The sequence below is a fragment of the Niabella aquatica genome (genome assembly GCF_054779315.1).
The window spans coordinates 1-18200 of the sequence record NZ_BAAGYM010000025.1; the positions used below are offsets into that span (position 1 = coordinate 1).

Sequence of the window (18200 nt, forward strand, 5' to 3'; positions counted from 1 at the left end):
GTTTGATTTCCTGGAGCCGGGCAAATTATATGAGGCCACTATCTATGCCGATGCTAAAGATGCGGATTATAAAACCAACCCCCAGGCGTATACCATTCGAAAAGCTGTGGTGACCAACAAATCGAAACTTACTCAGACGTCAGCTCCCGGCGGTGGTTATGCCATAAGTATGGTTCCTGTTACAGATAAAACGCAAGCAAAAAGGTTGCAGAAACTATAAAGATCTAAGTTTAATACAAGAGTTATCAATTCCCGATATGCCTTATGTGTCGGGAATTTTTTTTGGAATTGTTATTCGTTAAAAAGAATGAAATAAATGCAGGACTTTGTAAAAAGCGCTTGCAGCCGTGAGTGTTTTACGAGCATTGACAAAGTAGAACAACAGAATTGGGCATATTTGAAGAATTTTCATATCGAAATCTGGGGTGACTTCAAATTCTGGGATGGCTAGCGGGACGGCATAAATAACTCAACAGATGAAGGCATACTTTGGATGATATTAAATATAGTTTCATCCTATATGTATGCAAATAGTACTATATCATGCAGTTGATTATTTCATTTATCTGCACATGCTCCAATAGAATGGTTTCGTTTTGTTGAAACCTTGCCCGCCTGATCTTAATGGTGTTTGAAATACTGGATTTCTTTTTCATGCTTCTTTGCCGCTTCCAGTGAATCAAAAGTTCCCAGATTTTTTCTTTTTTTTGTCTTTTTGTCAGGATGCCTGGAATAAATTCGGTATTTACCAGATTTAAGTTTACGTATCATAGTCTTGTACTTTAAAACATCATTGCCAATGGCAGGATTAATTTGAACAATAAGTATTAAGAAAAAACTATACCACTGATTTTTAAATAAAATGTGAAAACAGGATGGCTATAAAGGCTAAGCATGCCCGTAACAGTCCTGCAGGTTACAGTTTTTAAATTTTAATTCGGTTTTTATAGCACAGGGATTGGTCTGGCTATCTACTGTATAAATAAGGAGAACACAAGCTAATGTATTCAAAATAAGATCATTTCGGTACTAATAGTTCGAGTTACATAATTACTCAATTGGATATCAAAAATTTTCAAAAACGCGTGCCCAATATTACTCGATAAAAAAAATAATTTTAATTTTTCACCAAATGGTGATAAATTTGGTGCCAAATGGTATTTTTATCACCTGCAATATCTTTTTTTACTATTATCAGTTGTAATATGGAATAGGCGAAAGAGGTTATCGCAAGGAAAAAAATATGCCAGTAGATTTAGATACCCTATGATAAATTAGAACCTATGAAACGTATAGAAAACTTTCACGCAGCCGGATAGCTCCATGTGAAAGTTTTCTTTCTTTAAGTGATCATACATGTCTTTTCCATTGTTTTTTTGACGGAACTAATTGTATCAATGGGCGCATGTAGATATGTCGGAAAAAGTGATATTATACTTGACGGATTGAGGGTACTACAACTTATAAGAAACAAATATTCTTCAGGCTTTAAAAAGCAAAAATATTCGCATTGGTATAAGATCCGGCATAAAATTGTAGCAGAATTTGGGTGCGGGTCGCCGACCACTTGTATCAGGTTGATATAAGAAAGGTTTAGGAAGAAAGGAAATGTATCAACGCCGGATATAGATTTCTACATTCGGGGTTGCTTCTATAATTACTAGGTCAGGAATGTTCCTATTGATCTTTTGTCTAAACCAGCTACTTGTGTAAAGGCTTTATTAATTTGGTCAAACGAGTAATTGTGCTGTTGTAAGGCCTCTCTGAACTCCTCATCAAGTGCAGTAATCATGTTTTCTATCTGCTCGAAGGTCTGCAATACCGTAATAGTGAACCGAATACCCGAATGATTTTTTGATACGGCGGGGAATACGCCGAGGTTGACCAAAAAACCTCTTTTCATCATCCGTTCCATAATTTCATAGGCTAGCTCTTCTTTAGAGGTTCCTATAAAAAATATCGCAGAGTCATAATTTGATATAACCGGTAGTGAGGTTTGACTAAACAGTGAATTGGCATATTGGATGCGTTGCTTCAGTTCATCCTGCAATTGGTAAATTTCATCAGTAAGATGGATTTTGGCCGATGCCACTGCTGCGCCAAGCGTTGCAGGCTGAAGGGGGCCGGATGAGTTAAAGGGAGCCCCACAGGTTCTTACTTTTCCTGCCAGTTCTTTATCAGGGAATACTAAAATGCCACCACCTGTAGCAAATGCTTTTGCCATAGAGGATGCAATGATCATTCTTTCATGAATGGGCCTGTTACCAATTACATACCCCTTCCCATTTTTTCCCAAGACGCTCATACTATGCGCGTCGTCTATGTAAGCATGAAATGAAGCGTAAGTTTCTAAAAAACTAAAAATTTCTTCGGTCGGGCATCTGTCTCCAAACATCGAGTAAATACCATCAGCAAAATACCACACTTTATCATGGCTTGCCTGTAACGCTTTAATTCTCTCTTCAAGCAAATCCATCCGGTTATGTCTTAGCACCTCAAAATGAACAGGCCAGTTGCCCCGGAAAACATTGATACCGCTGAGTACAGAGTTATGCAACTGCTGATCTGCAATAACGGCGTCTCCCACTTCTAATAAGGTAGGTATGGCCGATAAATGCGCTAATGTAGTGGTGGGGGCAATGATTGCTGGTGCATCAAAAATTTCACACATTAATTCTTCCAGTTCCTCGTAGAGTTTTATAGAAACATAAGCCCGCGACTCTGAAAATTGAGCGCCATACTTTTGAACAGCATCTATTGCAGCTTCTTTCAGCCGTGCATCATGTTCTAAGCCCAAATAGCTGCAAGAGGTGAAATTGTATAGCTTAGAACCGTTAATACCGATTTTGTTATCGGTAGTTAATGTGCCATCCTGGATCAAATGCAGTAAGCCTCTTTTTACTCCTTTTGAAATAGTTTCATAAACGTTATTTATAAATTTTTGATGATTCATATTGCTGTTCATCGTTTTAGTTGAAGTAATAGCGATGTTAAGATACAAATATTTTCCACCAATCGGTGTTTTTCAATCAACTTCTTATAGATTAATTAGTTATTAGTAAAATTTATAATGAAATCAATAATACATGCAGCACTGAATAAAAAACATAGCTGAAACCCCGTTTTTGAAGCTTCAAAACGGGGTTTAATCGTGTTTTATGAAGTATTTTTATAAGGGCGTATCAGCGTATTTGTAAGTAAAACTCAGGTATCTTTCTAATGCCTTAAACATCCTTTCTTTACCCTCCTTTGTAGACATATCTATTCCGCACATGGTACTGCCATTTCCTTTAACATGCAGCACTATATAATAGATAGCTGAAACGAGAATGGCTATTGAAGCCCTGTAATCGACCTCGGTATCCTTAAAAATTTTATCAGCTTTCTGAAATACTTTCTCTCCAAGCTCTTCTCTTTCGTCTGTAAGGGCACGAATGGTTTTATTTTTTTCGCTTATGCCCCATAAAACCAATTTTTGCATTTCGGAGGATTGGGAAAAATATTGAAAGTCTGCTTTAAGCAACTCAAACATGAAATCTTTGGTGATTTCAGGTAGTTCTTTATTATTGTTGTTCTCCAATTTCTGCTTTTCAATTTGCCAAAAATCTACCTGTCGCAGATACGCCTTTATTAATCCATCTAACCCGCCAAAATACACATATATTGCTTTTTTGTCAACCCCGGCTATTTCAGCCACCTTGTTAATCCGAACATTCTGGAAGCCTTCCTTTTTAAGGATTTTGCCTATCGCTTTGATCAGTTTATCTTTTGTTCTTTCCTTATTATAGGTGGTTGGAACATTACGGGTCTTTTTTTTAGTTATTTTCAATGTATAATAGGTTTAATAGTTGCATTTTAATGGCTTGCCAAAGCTCTGTAGCCTGGCTTTCATCACTTATACTTAATTTTAGTTGGACACATTTATGAAAAAATACGTTCCAAATTTACTTAATCAATAAACAAAATGAAATAAAGCAGTATCATTTATATATAAACTAAGCAGAACTTTGGTTAAACTCATGGGTAGTATAAGTCTGGTATTTGCAGTATTTATAATTATTTTAATTAAAAATATTTTTTTATGGGTTAACAAGGATCTGACCAGTTTTCATAATGTTAAGTTTTTAATAGAGCAGGAATCACCCTTTGCATTTATTTTTCTTCATCCATTTTATTTCTTTTTTGCTTCAGCTAAGTATTTGCCTGAACCGCTGGCAGCAATTTGTTCTTTGGTCGGAAATTCTTTTTCATCACCATCAACAGTAATACGCGCATAAACGTGATTGATCTCCTTCTTAACGCTTATCGGTGGTCGCACATTCGAATCCATTTCGAATCCTCTCAAAAAGTGTAAAAAAAATGGCACGATTGCATGGATAACAACAGATCATGAGCAATTGGGCGAGTACAAATTACATACCCGGAACACCGCGTGGCATTTTTACTTTTCAGGCTATGCCAACATCAAAAATCTATTTTTCATATTAAGTACTTTCTATCTACAGTATTATCATTAAATTAGCAGAATCATAACTACATAAAAATCAATGAAATAAAAATATAGTCCAATATAAAAGTACATCATATGCGACAGTAATAACCTGTTGGACCAATTCATTTTTTGGAAATATAGTCGTTTTATTTAAACGCTTACAATCGACAACAAACGTTAAAAACGGTTATTTTTCGTCAATCGGCGCGTTGGCAGCAATGGTAAAAACGACCGCCCCGCAAAAGAAAGTGACAGATGACAGAAGAAGAAGCAGCAAACATTAACGAAACCTACTTTAGGTTGCTTGAACAGCAAAAATTTGAAAAGGACGACCTGGACTATTCAATACTTGAGAGGTATAAATACAGCTTGCAAAAATTGGCTAAAATAGGAAACTCAGTTATAACTGTTTTTGACTTTTGCCAAAAACGACACGTTTTTAATTCATTCAACATTGGAGAAATGTTAGGCTATAGCCTGCAGGAAGTTCAAACAACCGGGGAACATTTTTTGGATTCAAAAATTCACCCGACCGATTTTACAATGTTGATGAAAAACGGAATAAGTTTGCTGAAATTCTTCCAGAATATTCCAACCGATGAAAAGGCAAACTATAAACTCATTAGTGAGTTTCGTGTTTTAAATGCCGCCAACAATTATGTTCGTGTTATTGAGCAACAGCAGGTTTTGGAATTGGACAACAAAGGCAATCTTTGGTTGGCACTAAGTATTTTGGACATTTCACCCAATCAAAAGAACCTGGACGAATCCATTGTATGTGAATTATTAAATTTCAGAATAGGAAAAATCATCCCATTTATTGAATCGGAAAAAGGCATAGCCATTGCTCTTACCAAAAGAGAAACAGAAGTATTGAAATTAGTGAAAGAGGGTTTTTTAAGCAAGGAAATTTCGGATAAACTAGCCATCAGCTTACACACGGTAAATACCTACCGGCAAAGAGTTTTAGAAAAATTAGGCGTAAACAATTCTATGGAAGCGGTTATGTTGGCTTCAAAATTAGGGTTGGTATAGCTGCCGCATACTGATAAATCAGTATTGCCAGCGATTGAGATAAATAGAACTTTTGTAAAGTTTATTATATCAAATTTATGTGGCGAAGCATTTTTGTAATCATACTCTTATTTATAACGACACGCATATTTGCCCAACAACCCACGCAAACTATTCGGGGGACTATTATTGACGAAGCATCTAATGTACCATTGGCGTATGCTTCAATTGGTTTGGAAAATACCGCAACCGGAACTGTTACGGATAGTTTGGGAAATTTTACGCTTAAAAATGTTGCCGTTGGGCGATACAATATTATTGCATCGTTTATGGGTTACGAACCTGTTGTGCTGAAAGAAATTCAGGTAACATCAGCTAAAGAGGTAGTGTTGAATATTACAATGAAAGAAAGCACAGGCACATTGGGAGAAGTTGTGATTAAATCAAAAGTGAACAAGGAACAACCGCTTAACTCAATGGCTACCGTAAGTGCAAAAATGTTGAGTGTGGAAGAAGCTGAACGTTACGCAGGTGGTTTTGACGACCCTGCAAGATTGGTTTCCGCTTTTGCAGGTGTATCAAGCAATGTAGGCAACAATGCGATTGTGGTAAGGGGAAACAGCCCGCAATCTTTACAATGGAAATTAGAAGGCGTTGAAATTTCAAATCCCAATCACTTTGCCGATTTATCTGCTTTTGGCGGTGGCGGGCTTACCGCATTAAGCACACAGCTTTTAGCTAACTCCGATTTTTTTTCAGGAGCAATGCCTGCCGAATACAATAATGCCCTATCGGGTGTTTTTGATATTTTTATGAGAAACGGAAACAATCAAAAACACGAACATACTTTTCAATTGGGTGCAATAGGCATTGATGTCGCTTCGGAAGGTCCTATTTCAAAGAAAAGCAGATCTTCATATATTTTCAACTACCGCTACTCTACATTAGGTTTACTTGCACCTATCTTGCCTGAAAATGCGGCAGGAACAACCTATCAGGATTTGTCATTCAAACTAAATTTCCCCACAAAAAGGTCAGGAACGTTTTCTGTATGGGGAATGGGTTTGCTTGACCATTCTGACGCAAAGGCGAAGGATAATATCAGCAAATGGAAGTATGATTTGGACAGAGAAAATGAAGATGCAAAACAGTTTATGGGAGCAGCAGGAATCAGCCACAAAATTTTACTGAATGACAAACAATATCTGAAAACCACCTTCGCCACAACAGCAAACGGAATTGATAAGTACAGCGAAAGATTGGACAGTGCTTTTAATCCTTTTCCAAAAAACGAGATAAGCAACAAATACTATAATTTTGTTGCAACATCATTTCTCAACACCAAATTCAGTGCGAAGCACACCAACAAATCGGGTTTTGTAGTCACAAATATGAGCTACAATATGTCACTGAAAAATGTAACAACAGGCACAGCATTGCAGACCCTTGTTGACGAGAGAGGTAACAGCACATTAGGTTCGGCTTACAGCAATTCTTTGGTGCATATTAACGATAAAATAAGCATAAACGTTGGGCTGACAGGACAATGGTTTTCCTATAATAATGCTTGGTCAATAGAGCCGAGAGCGGGCATAAAATATAGATTTGCCACTACACAAACACTTAGTCTTGCGTATGGTTTGCACAGTCGTTTGGAACGATTAAACTATTACTTTATCAAAGACAATCTGAACCAATATATTAATAAAGATTTAGGGTTTACCAAAGCACATCATTTGGTGTTGGGCTACGACATCAGCACATCGGAATTTACCCACCTGAAAATTGAAGCGTATTACCAGCATTTATTTGACGTGCCTGTAATAGCAGGCAGTTCGTTTTCTTTAATCAATCAACAAAACGATTGGTTTTTTGACGGTAAACTTCAAAACTCAGGTAAAGGAAGAAATTACGGATTGGACATTACCTTTGAGAAATACCTGTCCAAAGGCTATTACTATATGGCAACAGTATCGTTGTTCAATTCTCAATATCAGGGAGGCGACAATGTATGGCGAGACACACGCTACAATCGCGATTTTGCTGCAAACTTTTTAATTGGTAAAGAGTGGTTGTTGGGTAAAAAGCAAAATCAAATTTTAAGTTTAAATACACGTTGTAGTTTTCAAGGAGGCGACCATTATTCGCCAATAAACACCACTCAATCACTTGCCGATCAAGACGTGGTTTTTGACGAAACAAAAGCCTTTTCACAACAATATCCGCCTGCATTTACAAGCCATTTTACGGCAAGCTACAAAATCAACAAAAAGAAAACAGCCCACGAATTTGCACTCAAAATCATCAACCTGACACAGTATAAGGAGTATTTAGGATTTCGCTACAACTACCAGGATCAAACGGTGGACACCAACCGTGAAGCGACTTTTATACCAAACATAAGCTATAAAATTGAGTTTTAGCATTTCCCGACAGACAGAACCACATGCTGCCAACAAGGGTTCGGCGTAATGAGGTCGGGCATTCTTCATATGAAAATTTGTGCTAAATTTGAACTGCGTGCTTTGTATCAAGTTGTGCTGAAAAGCCCCACTACGACAAGCCAAGAACCGTTGCCCTATTAAACAAACAGCCATCCTCAATGAACCAAACGGCAATTTCAATTATAGTAAATCGAAAAACAGACATTGAATGCATTAAAACTTCTTTAGTAAATTCTAAAATCGAGTTTCCAATATATTTCTTTGAGTATGAAAGCTATTTTCAAATAGAGTTCACAAGCGACTAAAGAATGGGAATTAGATACTAAAATACTTGACTGTTTTCCTGATTGTGAATTTGTAGCCGAACTTGAGAACGAACGAAAAAAAATTAGAGTACAAATAACAAGACGACAAGACGATTATCAAGATTATGTAGTGTAAGTGCCCCATATTTCAAACAGCTATTAATTGAGCTTTATGGATAACCTAGAAATGAGCAGCAAAGGTAATTGAGCTTCACATCTCCAATGCGGGTGCGGGTACCATCTGGTTGTCTCCGTTTCCGGACTAATAAAAAAGGTAGTCAGACGGTAAAATTGCTACCTATCTAACTACCTAATTTTACAAAATATTGATAATCAATATTAAAAGTCGGGGAGACAGGACGACAGCTATTCGCTAAAACCCGTGCCAGTATTAAGTTTCAGAAATCAGATTTAAAATACTCACTGATTTACTCACCTAACTTGTCCCTTTCTTTCAAAAAAACTTTAGTCGGGAAGACAGGATTCGAAACGCTTCCCTATTAATCTATTTTTCAATCACTTGTAAAATCTCAAATATCAATACTCACCGAATGACTCACACCACAGTGCAGAAAAAGAACTTATGCTAAGTTAAGAAAATTAATCAAAAGTTCCCGAGACTGGATTCTCAATCTACGGGCTATAAACCAGTTCTATGTAATATGCGTCAGGACTGCGTTTCAGCCGATTTTAATTACTTATTAGCGCTTATTTCCTGTCAATACAAATGTAAGTATTTTGTGCAACAAATTGAAAGAATGTGTCAGCCTATTTTAGACAAGACATGAATGAATTTCTGTTTTGAAAACACATCTGCAAATTCGCCCTCCTTTACCATTAAAGATAGTAGCGTTGTTTTGCCTGTTATTTTAATGAGCCGTTCTAATCAATCTTAGACAGGAAACAGTATAGAACAGGTACGACTAAGGCAACCAGACAGAGTTATTGTCAACCCATACGCTAATGTAGCAGATAATAATGTTTTGAGCGCGAATATCAATGCATCATTACGTTTGAAATTGTATACTTTTCTCTAAAACTACAATGCGGCACCTAGAGTTTAACAGTCAAAAATTTTGAGGTAAATATTTTTAATTTTACCCTTTAGTCATATCTTAGGACATCACTTTGATGTTAGAGATCATAAATTCTATTTACCTTAACAACTAAAACTATTATGGATATTATCGCTATTATCATGAACGCTGCAGCTCTTGCATATATGCTATTTTTACAAAGCTACGTTAAGGAAAAGGGTAAAAATATGGCAACAAAACAGGATATCGAAGTAATCACAACCAAAGTTGAAGCAGTCAAGTATGAATTTTCCTCGAAGAGTAAATTCGTCCTGAAGCAAAGAGAGGTTTACGAGAAAATCCTTTCAAGCATGGCAGCACTGAACACAGGCTCTAAAGTAACGATCGAAGAAAACGCTAAGTTTAAGCAAGCTTATTTTGTGGCCTGGGCATGGTTGGATGATGAAAGTTTGAGCTTGTTGAATAATTTTCTTAATACATTTTTGCGTATTTCTACACTCAGCGTTACCGACCCTACCTTTCAAACTGAGAAAGATACTTTGAATGAAATGTTTAAAACTGTATTTGCAGTGTTTCGTAAAAAGATATACCCTGATACTACAGTTTCGCATTCTGAGTTTGTTTCTTTCAATCTCATTTAAAAAAATCTTTAAACTATATTCTGTTAAGCCAATGCCGAGTCCGAGAATTTTTGTCTTGTATCCAAGATGATAAAGAGCCGTAGACTGTAATTGGGCAATAAGCACAAAGGCATACAAAGTGCGGAAGTCCAAGAAAATACTTATTCTACATTTTCTAGGCTATAAAATTTCTGAAAAGTTCCCGTTAATCTCAGTTTCTTGCAAAATCTATGGGCAAGACCGGATTCGACAAACCTGAATTTTAAATGATTTAAAAGTTTTGTTGGTCAACAATAAGTCATAACTATATTTAACTGGATGAAATAGCTAACAGAAAAGTCAATTCATTTGGAACAGTTCATTTATATTACTAAGTTGCCATTATTATGATAGAACAAACCACTATTCAAAAAGATTTATCTGGAGATTGGAGAACCATTTACCCAAAAATTGTGGAGGATACTTACGAACTATTTTGGGAAGTAAATGAAATAATTGAAACTCAACCCAGAAACCAACCGACCTACAGAGGGCAATGCATTAATATACAAAGCACATGTTATCTCTCTTGAAGCATTCCCCTTCGATTTTGACTTTAATAATGACGAACTACTTTGGGGATATCTTGACAACCGACCTGTGTTAAGAACATTTGCGGCAATTGGTATTGAATACATGAAAGAAAGACAATATCAAAAAGCAATTAATAAATTTGAACAGTTGATGAAACTCAATTCCAGGGACAATCAGGGCGTTCGTTATTTAATTCCTGAATGTTTCCTATTCCTCAAAAAGTATGATCAGCTTTTAAAGTTCCTGTTAACTTTGGAGGATGATAGTGCATTAGAGTATTTATTTGCAAAAGTAGTAGCTTATTATAAAGTTGAAGACTTCGAAAATGCAAAGCTGGCGCTTAAAGAAGCAAAGTTAAAACATCCTTTTGTGACCGAAGAGTTGATTAAAAATAAACATGAATTCCCTGCTGACGAGTTTGATCGGCCATTAAATGGTGTACCTATGGGTAGCAGACAAGAAGCATTCCTTTATTGGGAAAGGACGACGGAACTCTGGAGTAAAGATGAGGATTTGTTACAGTTTATCAGTAGGAACTAAAGTGACAGGGGCTATAATTAAATCAATAATCTAATGATTAAAAAAAGGTATACACTAAGTTCAAATGATGTCGACAGCCAAGGATGTCGAATGATGAAAAGCGCATTGGATAGTATGCCTCCACAGGTTAATGGTCATGGTAAGCCACGATTAGAGTTAGATTATGTCAGAACTTTTCCTCTTTTTGAGGTGATCATGAATGGAAAAGTACTTCAAGGATCGGACGAGCATTACTATCTTATGGCAGATATGATCTACTTTGATAAACAGGAAATAGTGGGTGCTTAATGATGGAACAAAGTTAGTAATAGGAAATACTGAAAAGCGTAAGGAATTTAAATACTCAACTAATAAAGATGATACGTATTTATTTGGATTGGGGTGTCATCAGTAATTTAAAGCGAGATGAATTTTCCGAAATAAGGAACTTTATCATTGAACACCGAGACCGACTGCAATTCCCCTATACTCCTGCCCATTTCAAAGATCTGATGAAAAGTTATAGTTTGGAGAACGATAGCTTTTATAAGGATTTAAATTTATTAGGGCAGATATCAGAACACCATCTGCTAAGATGGGGCACCGAAGGGATCGAAGTGTTTCGCGTAACACCAGAAGAGTATTTTCAGGACGAGAAGGATAATGAGGACGCCTTTATAAATATAGATCTCGAAAAAATACTGGATGAATTAAATGATGAAGAATTAGGTCTGGGAAATTTTGGAGGTTTAATTAAATCACTCTATAAACTTACTCCCTCAGGAATAAGAGTAAACGCCGAAAACGAGGATTTACTCCAGAAAATGTTTCCCGGGATCAATGACAATTCATCGATGTGGGATCTGATGAAGAAGGTAATGCCCTTTTCCAAAAATCTGCTTTCTGACAAGGATTATTATAAAGATTTCAGAAAAACGATCAGTGAGAAAGGATTTAAATTGGAATCAAACGCCGGCAATTGGGAGGTCGAAGAAGTCATTGGAAATATCAATCAATTTTTGACAGACCGTAAAACGAACCTAACCTTTAAGGAATTTGTAGATACCTGTTTTAAACATAAAAAAGAGCCCGCTTCAAGATACGAGTATTATACCACAGCTTATCTGTTGCTGGATATGATGGGTTATAAGTCTGATAAATTGCCTAAATCTACGGACAATATGATGAATATACAGACTGACGCCGATCATTCTTTTTATTCTGCATACTGCGACTACTTTGTTGTACTGGATAAGAAGCTCGATACTAAAAGTAAGGTCCTTTTTAAAGAGTTTAATATTCCAACGGTTATTCTATCACCTGATGAACTTATTCAAGTAATAAGCTCCAAAATGCACCTTACCTATAATATAAATAGCTTTATGGAAGATGCGTATCACTTAATAAAGAAGGAAAATCAGGTTGAAAAATATTTAAAAGATGATGGTGCAGCAGTGAACACCTATGCTTATCAATTACCTGTATTCTACTTTAACTTCTTTAATTATGCCGTTATTTATGACTACAGTGAACAAAATTCCATCATTCTCGAATTCAAAAAAGTATTTAAAAACTACTCATCATTCGTTTACTATTCGGAATCAGAAAGGTTACTTGATCGTATTTGTAATTTTTTCGGGTATGAAGATGATGAAGATTTTAAATTAAAAAAAGAGGATTTTGTATACGGGAAAGGTGAGGCCACCTTTGACTGGGAATTTGGTTATGGGGTTATTCAAGTTTCAAATGATCTTCAGACTCAAAGGCCCCTATTAAAGTATGTAATAAAAATCAGTGGTCAGTAAGCAAGATATTCCACGTAAACTATCATTAACGACCGTTCCTAAACTATCTCCTTAAACGAAGGGAATATGACTGAACATAGATTGAGCTCGAAAGTACTATAACCTTCAAAAATTTGATCGTCTTATTAAGCAGAGGTTATTCAGGTCCTCCCCCTTTCGGGTATTGAGAACAGCGTATATGATCTAAGAAATGTAGGGTGTAGCTCAATCTGTTTTAACGCTGCTACTTACTGAATCTCAAATTATCGAAACTTAGAAAAGCATTTGAGTCAGCAGATCCCTAAATCGTGAAACATAAGCTAAAGGATGTAATCAGAATATCTGTTTACTAGAAAAGCTCCACTGGCACCGTGTGTTCAGTAATAACATTTGTGAAAATATCACAAATAAGGTATCTTTGGTTATGTTTATAGAATTTCAGATAGGCAATTTCCGATCCTTCAGAGACCTTCAAAAATTCAGCCTCCAGGCCTCTCCTCTACGTTCCAATGATAATGGTCTTAACGAAGATCATGTCTTTGAAAGTGCAGGAATTAGGCTGCTTCGATCGAAGGCCGTAGTTGGCGCCAACGGAAGTGGAAAATCGAATCTGGCTAAGGCGATTGGCATATTCGTTAACATGATAAGTAATTCAGTTAGTCACGAAGGGATGGCGGGATTGATCTGGCAAAACCGTTACCAGTTAATTACTGACTGGGAAGAAGAACCTGTTTTCTTTGAGTTAACCTTTATTCATCAGGATAAGCCTTTCCGTTATGGATTTCAAATACTAAAAAATAAGGTAATCTATGAGTGGCTTTTTGAAGCCACATTGAACGGAGGCGAGTATTTCACCAGAGAAGGGCAAAACCTGACCGTCAGTGAGAGTCGCTTTATTGCCTCTAAACTGTTTTACAATCAGGTTGAAACCGATCCCAGCGAGCTATTCCGGGAAGATGCGCTTTTTCTTACCGCAGCAGCACTGAGTGGCAATAAATTTAGCAGTGGCATCAGGCAGACATTGCTTTCTATGATGATTATCGATGGTGTAAATGACCAAAAGGGTATCAATTACGCTTTACAAATTATTGAAGGTCGTTCGAGTTGGCAAAAAGAAGGCATCAAAGAACTATTAAGATCTGCAGATACGGGAGTCGAAGACCTGAAAATCCAGGAATTTAAAGTGTATTCGGGAAAGCATATAAAAGATATAGAAAACAAACCGGTCGATGACAAATCCATTGTAAGAGGTTTATTCTCCCGTCATTCCGTATACAATCATGACGGCCAAATCACTAATACCATCTTTGTCCCATTCGGTACCTGGGAGTCTGAAGGAACAGAGAAACTCTTTGGTCTTGGTGCGCTGATGCTGGAGTCACTTAACTCAGGCACGCCTGTGATCATTGATGAACTTGACGCCCGCATGCACCCGAACCTTACTTTAAAAATTGTGGAACTTTATAATAATGAAGAAACTAACCCACACAATAGTCAACTCATATTTATCACCCACGACACGGGCTTACTACGCAGAGGCAAGTTAAGGCGTGATCAGATTGCACTCGTAGATAAAGACAAATATGGCATGAGCACTATAAGGACACTGATTGAATACAAGGGTGTAAGAAAAGATGCTTCGTATGAGAAAGAGTACCTGCAAGGGAGTTATAATGCCGTTCCTTTCCTGGATGACTTCGATGATCTTATCACTCATAAACTTCATGAAGATGAGTGATTTTAGAAGACCGAGTAAAACTGAACGAAATCTACATTATCTCAGATCTATAGGACTGGGCATCCAGCAAAATCCCTACCTGGAAGACAGATTTCAGAAAGCCAAGTTATTCCTTATCATTTGTGAGGGATTAAATACAGAACCTGAGTACTTCCGAAGCTTCCGGGTACCAGGAAAAACGGTGATAATAGAAGGAGGGCGGGGATCTAAGTCAGCCCTTGTAGACTATGCCATTTTACTTCGATCCCATCCGGAGTATCAGGATCGGGAAATATGGTGTGTTTATGATTTCGATATCAAAGCAGATGAAGCCGCTACTCAAAGAGAAGACTTTAATCAATCCATTGTGAAGGCTAATCAATATGGCTTAAGGGTTGCCTGGTCCAATGATGCTTTTGAACTTTGGTTTCTGCTGCACTATCAAAAGATAGATACGGCACTGAACCGAAACAATATTTATGAAATACTAAAAGAAAAGTGGGGGCTTACCAGTTTTAGAAAGCAATCCAAGCAAGCAGGTTTTTGTAAAACAATTTATGAACTACTAGGGGGTCATGATAGCAAGGAGCAGAGACTCGCCGTACGACGTGCTAAAGAACTTCATGAAAGCTATCAGTCCCGCTCGGACTTTTATCTTCATTGTCCTTGCACGACCGTTTACCAGCTTGTTGAGGAGTTGAATAAGTATGTTAAATAATAAGAAAATCTATAGAAAAACATTTCACCACAAATAAAGTTATTTCCGTGTATCAACCAAAAGATTGGCAAAGCATCATTAAAGCTCCAAGTTGGGTGGAAGCTCTTCAAGCTTCCAAGAGCAAGTTCCAAGCAGCATTTGAGCAACAAAGTATCATGCAGCCTCACATTAACGCTCTCAATAAAATTTTCGAAAAAATTAAGTTAACTACACCCCTTCATGATGCCATCCAGAGCAATAGACTCGCGAGTGAAATGATCGCCCCGCTTCATAAGTTAGGGATCATTAACGCAGCACAACCCAGTCTTCACAAAGCCATCACTCAAATGAACTTCAGTGCTGCATTGAATTCTGAAAATTTAATTCTGCCTCAATTAACGAACCTGCAGAGTATTTTTGAAAATATAGCCGGTAAGATATCCAGGCACTACACCGCTAAGCAAAGTTCCTCTTTCGATGTAAACTTAAGCGAGTTTTTCCAGCGCAGCCGGGAACTTTCGATGTTGCTTCCAGATGCACCGATAAAGAATATCCAAGAAAAGATAGACATTATTCTGGAACAGGTAAAAGCTCCCGCCCCGAAGGCGAACCTGAGAAAAAAAATGTGGCAATTAATTGAAATACTTGTTATACTGATGTCCATTCATCAATACATTGCTTCTTTTACCGATCAAACGGCTGAAAAGGTAACAAAGACTTTGACTGAAGTGGAGCAAAAACAAGAGTTACTGGAGGAGTATTTAATCTACATTCAACAGGAGGTAAATAAAACGACACAGAAGATACAGATAAAGCGCAGCTGTGAACTAAAACTCAAGCCCAAGAAAAAAACGTTAATAATTGCTACTCTTCAACCAGGCACTGAAGTCGTGGTAATGTACAGCAGTAAACAATGGGCCTATATCAAATATGATAGTGAAGAGGGTTACCCGCAAGCGGGTTGGATTTTAAAGAAGTACCTGTAACGTTAACAGCAGAGTTGCCCAGAGGAGCCGATTGCAACTGAATTGGCCCTGTAACACCAAATTACTATGAAAAAGTATGGGAGCCAAAACTGGTTACAAACAAAGTTGTTCATTAGATTGGAGTATTTAATTTATCACTTTAATCAATTTCTCCGAAGATGGAAAATGTAGCATATGCAGAACAATACGTGCTCACGCATGGGGCAATCTACGGGAGCGACATAAATATAAGTATTGAGGAGATGCTCGAAGGTTTACCCATGTATGCGACTCTTGAGATGGCATCGGGTTGGTTTCATATGCTTAGTACGAGCCTGACAGCGAATAAAAAAGCCTTCCACGCAAACACTTTAGTAAATTTAATGTTTCGAGTTCTACAAGAAGATCAGCTTGCTATTGTCGCCTATATGCAAAGGTATAGCGTGTTTGACAATTCGGCATTTCTCCTGACAACACCCGATGCCTGCTTAAAGCTTATTCAGTATGTTCTCAAAGAAAATAATCAAAAGCGAGATAGCTTTTCCATGTCAGATTGGAGCAGATTTTTTCATTCGCTACTTTTATGTAACCGCTTATCAGTGGTGGAAGAACAACCATTATTTGACCATGGTGTAAAAGGCACCCCTGAAGAATTTTTGAATGTGGTAATGCCATCCAAAATGATAGGCTTTAAAAGGCATATAGAAAGATCCTACAAGGTTGCTTTTATAAAAATTTACTACTTCTTCGAGTTCTGCATTAATGACCCGGAGTATGTTCAATATATCCAAAAATTCTTCGACTATTATAACTTGAAGCACTATTCCGTTTACATTTATTACATCTTGGATATATACCTTAATGTGATTGGAAATGAGCAGACAAGTAATAAAATTGTCATTCCCAAAAGCGCTTCTTTTGTTACTCGCATATTAGACACTTTTTGCGCCAATGACCGGGAAGTCAGGGCAATAGAGGATCACCGTCACCTGCGCCAATTTCCACTTTACAAATTTAAGCCCGGAGAATACTTATTCTTAAATCCGGATTTTTTCATTGACAAACTTTATAATGGTTTCCTATTTGATTTTGTAAGCGTAATGAAAGAACTGAGAGCACCAGAATTTAATTTTGGTATTCTTAAAAGGGATATGGGCAACCGGTTTTCTGAAACTTTGCTCTTTTACGCAGTCATGAAATGCTTTAAAGATTGTAGTGATACAAGCCTCAGCGGAACGGAATTAAAAGTTTATTTAAAGGAAGGGGAACCAGACTTCTACCTGCGTAAAGATAAATGTATCTTTTTATTTGAATTTAAAGATACAACCATCCGAAGCGATGTTAAAGTCAGTGGCGATGCCCAGCGAATTAAGCAGGAACTGGTTGAAAAGTTTGAGACAACCTCGAAGGGACAAAGTAAAGCGATACATCAACTACTCCATAGTATCCAGACAATAAAGCAAGGTAAATTCAATTTCGATCCTATTGAACCTGATGAGATGAAAATTTATCCTATATTGGTTTACACTGACATGGCACTGGAAACAGAAGGTGTTAATTATTTTTTAGATGGTAAGTTCCAGCATTTAATTAAACAGCGACCTAACTTTTCCGGGGTACAGGCGCTCACCTTATTCAATCTGGATACGCTGATCCTTTATCAAGATTATTTTCAAAAGGGCAAATTGGACCTGGGCGATTGTCTAGACGCTTATATTACATATACGGGGCAGAATAATTTGGGGAATCAAATGATGTCGTTTGATGAGTATATCTTGTATTATATACCTCGAAAAGGGTTACCGCTCATTACCGTTCCACAAGTACTGAACGATATAATGGAAAAGTATAAAGATATCAATAAAGGCAAGGAGTGATGTGAGGTACGGGGCGATTGATGAATAAGAAATTTCCTTCAGTAGCTAATAGGGCCGTTTTACTAGATTTTAAATCGGATCTGTGGCATTTGCAGGGTTGTGGTGGACAGGTTGGTGAACCCGGGCGGCATCGAAGCAAGCGGAATTTTTCCTGCC

At 37.2% G+C, this 18200-nt stretch carries 14 protein-coding genes; 12 read left to right on the plus strand and 2 right to left on the minus strand.

Features of this window, described 5'->3' with window-relative positions; translation table 11 throughout:
- Positions 1–220, plus strand: a 220-nt coding sequence (locus tag ACYVBM_RS17060) for a glycoside hydrolase family 97 C-terminal domain-containing protein (RefSeq protein ID WP_460686904.1), incomplete at its 5' end; no start/stop codon positions are given.
- A gap of 1440 nt (positions 221–1660) precedes the next feature.
- Here ACYVBM_RS17060 and ACYVBM_RS17065 read toward each other — a convergent pair.
- Both ACYVBM_RS17065 and ACYVBM_RS17070 read right to left on the minus strand, forming a co-directional pair.
- Positions 1661–2953 (minus strand): aminotransferase class I/II-fold pyridoxal phosphate-dependent enzyme, encoded by a 1293-nt coding sequence (locus ACYVBM_RS17065; protein ID WP_460686905.1) that lies wholly within the window; start codon positions 2951–2953, stop codon positions 1661–1663.
- Positions 2954–3169: 216 nt separating this feature from the next.
- Entirely contained in the window at positions 3170–3829 is a 660-nt protein-coding gene (locus ACYVBM_RS17070; protein WP_460686906.1) for a TetR/AcrR family transcriptional regulator, read from the minus strand.
- Between the two features lie 190 nt (positions 3830–4019).
- On the opposite strand from ACYVBM_RS17070, the gene ACYVBM_RS17075 reads away from it, so the two are divergent.
- The 11 genes from ACYVBM_RS17075 to ACYVBM_RS17125 all read left to right on the plus strand — a co-directional run bounded on the left by ACYVBM_RS17075 (position 4020) and on the right by ACYVBM_RS17125 (position 18044).
- Positions 4020–4277 carry a hypothetical protein gene (locus ACYVBM_RS17075; protein ID WP_460686907.1) on the plus strand — a complete coding sequence of 86 codons (258 nt, stop codon included), beginning with the start codon at positions 4020–4022 and terminating at the stop codon, positions 4275–4277.
- 470 nt (positions 4278–4747) lie between these two features.
- The gene (locus ACYVBM_RS17080) at positions 4748–5527 is read left to right on the plus strand and encodes a response regulator transcription factor (RefSeq protein WP_460686908.1); all 780 of its coding nucleotides are present in this window, start codon (positions 4748–4750) and stop codon (positions 5525–5527) included.
- Positions 5528–5604: 77 nt separating this feature from the next.
- On the plus strand, positions 5605–7929 hold the full coding sequence (locus tag ACYVBM_RS17085) for a TonB-dependent receptor (protein ID WP_460686909.1): 2325 nt from the start codon (positions 5605–5607) through the stop codon (positions 7927–7929).
- Positions 7930–9432: 1503 nt separating this feature from the next.
- Positions 9433–9933, plus strand: coding sequence for a hypothetical protein (locus tag ACYVBM_RS17090; protein WP_460686910.1), 501 nt, complete (start codon positions 9433–9435; stop codon positions 9931–9933).
- A 474-nt stretch (positions 9934–10407) separates the two neighbouring features.
- A complete protein-coding gene (locus ACYVBM_RS17095; protein WP_460686911.1) occupies positions 10408–11025 on the plus strand; it encodes a tetratricopeptide repeat protein in 618 nt (205 codons plus the stop codon).
- A 90-nt stretch (positions 11026–11115) separates the two neighbouring features.
- Positions 11116–11313 (plus strand): hypothetical protein, encoded by a 198-nt coding sequence (locus ACYVBM_RS17100; protein WP_460686912.1) that lies wholly within the window; start codon positions 11116–11118, stop codon positions 11311–11313.
- Between the two features lie 218 nt (positions 11314–11531).
- Positions 11532–12809, plus strand: coding sequence for a hypothetical protein (locus ACYVBM_RS17105; RefSeq protein ID WP_460686913.1), 1278 nt, complete (start codon positions 11532–11534; stop codon positions 12807–12809).
- 403 nt (positions 12810–13212) lie between these two features.
- Positions 13213–14526: an AAA family ATPase gene (locus tag ACYVBM_RS17110; RefSeq protein WP_460686914.1), complete on the plus strand. Its 1314-nt coding sequence runs from the start codon at positions 13213–13215 to the stop codon at positions 14524–14526.
- The gene (locus tag ACYVBM_RS17115; protein ID WP_460686915.1) at positions 14519–15223 is read left to right on the plus strand and encodes an RloB family protein; all 705 of its coding nucleotides are present in this window, start codon (positions 14519–14521) and stop codon (positions 15221–15223) included. Before ACYVBM_RS17110 ends, ACYVBM_RS17115 begins: the two co-directional genes overlap by 8 nt.
- Positions 15224–15270: 47 nt before the next feature.
- Entirely contained in the window at positions 15271–16188 is a 918-nt protein-coding gene (locus ACYVBM_RS17120; protein ID WP_460686916.1) for a hypothetical protein, read from the plus strand.
- A 158-nt stretch (positions 16189–16346) separates the two neighbouring features.
- On the plus strand, positions 16347–18044 hold the full coding sequence (locus ACYVBM_RS17125; protein ID WP_460686917.1) for a hypothetical protein: 1698 nt from the start codon (positions 16347–16349) through the stop codon (positions 18042–18044).
- Positions 18045–18200 lie beyond the last annotated feature (156 nt).

Bases quoted from the DNA above. Each gene is read 5' to 3' on its own strand.
- ACYVBM_RS17085 (WP_460686909.1), top strand. From the start codon at position 5,605: ATGTGGCGAAGCATTTTTGTAATCATACTCTTATTTATAACGACACGC.
- ACYVBM_RS17065 (WP_460686905.1), bottom strand. From the start codon at position 2,953: ATGAATCATCAAAAATTTATAAATAACGTTTATGAAACTATTTCAAAA.
- ACYVBM_RS17110 (WP_460686914.1), top strand. From the start codon at position 13,213: ATGTTTATAGAATTTCAGATAGGCAATTTCCGATCCTTCAGAGACCTT.
- ACYVBM_RS17100 (WP_460686912.1), top strand. From the start codon at position 11,116: ATGATGAAAAGCGCATTGGATAGTATGCCTCCACAGGTTAATGGTCAT.
- ACYVBM_RS17125 (WP_460686917.1), top strand. From the start codon at position 16,347: ATGGAAAATGTAGCATATGCAGAACAATACGTGCTCACGCATGGGGCA.
- ACYVBM_RS17080 (WP_460686908.1), top strand. From the start codon at position 4,748: ATGACAGAAGAAGAAGCAGCAAACATTAACGAAACCTACTTTAGGTTG.
- ACYVBM_RS17090 (WP_460686910.1), top strand. From the start codon at position 9,433: ATGGATATTATCGCTATTATCATGAACGCTGCAGCTCTTGCATATATG.
- ACYVBM_RS17075 (WP_460686907.1), top strand. From the start codon at position 4,020: ATGGGTAGTATAAGTCTGGTATTTGCAGTATTTATAATTATTTTAATT.
- ACYVBM_RS17115 (WP_460686915.1), top strand. From the start codon at position 14,519: ATGAGTGATTTTAGAAGACCGAGTAAAACTGAACGAAATCTACATTAT.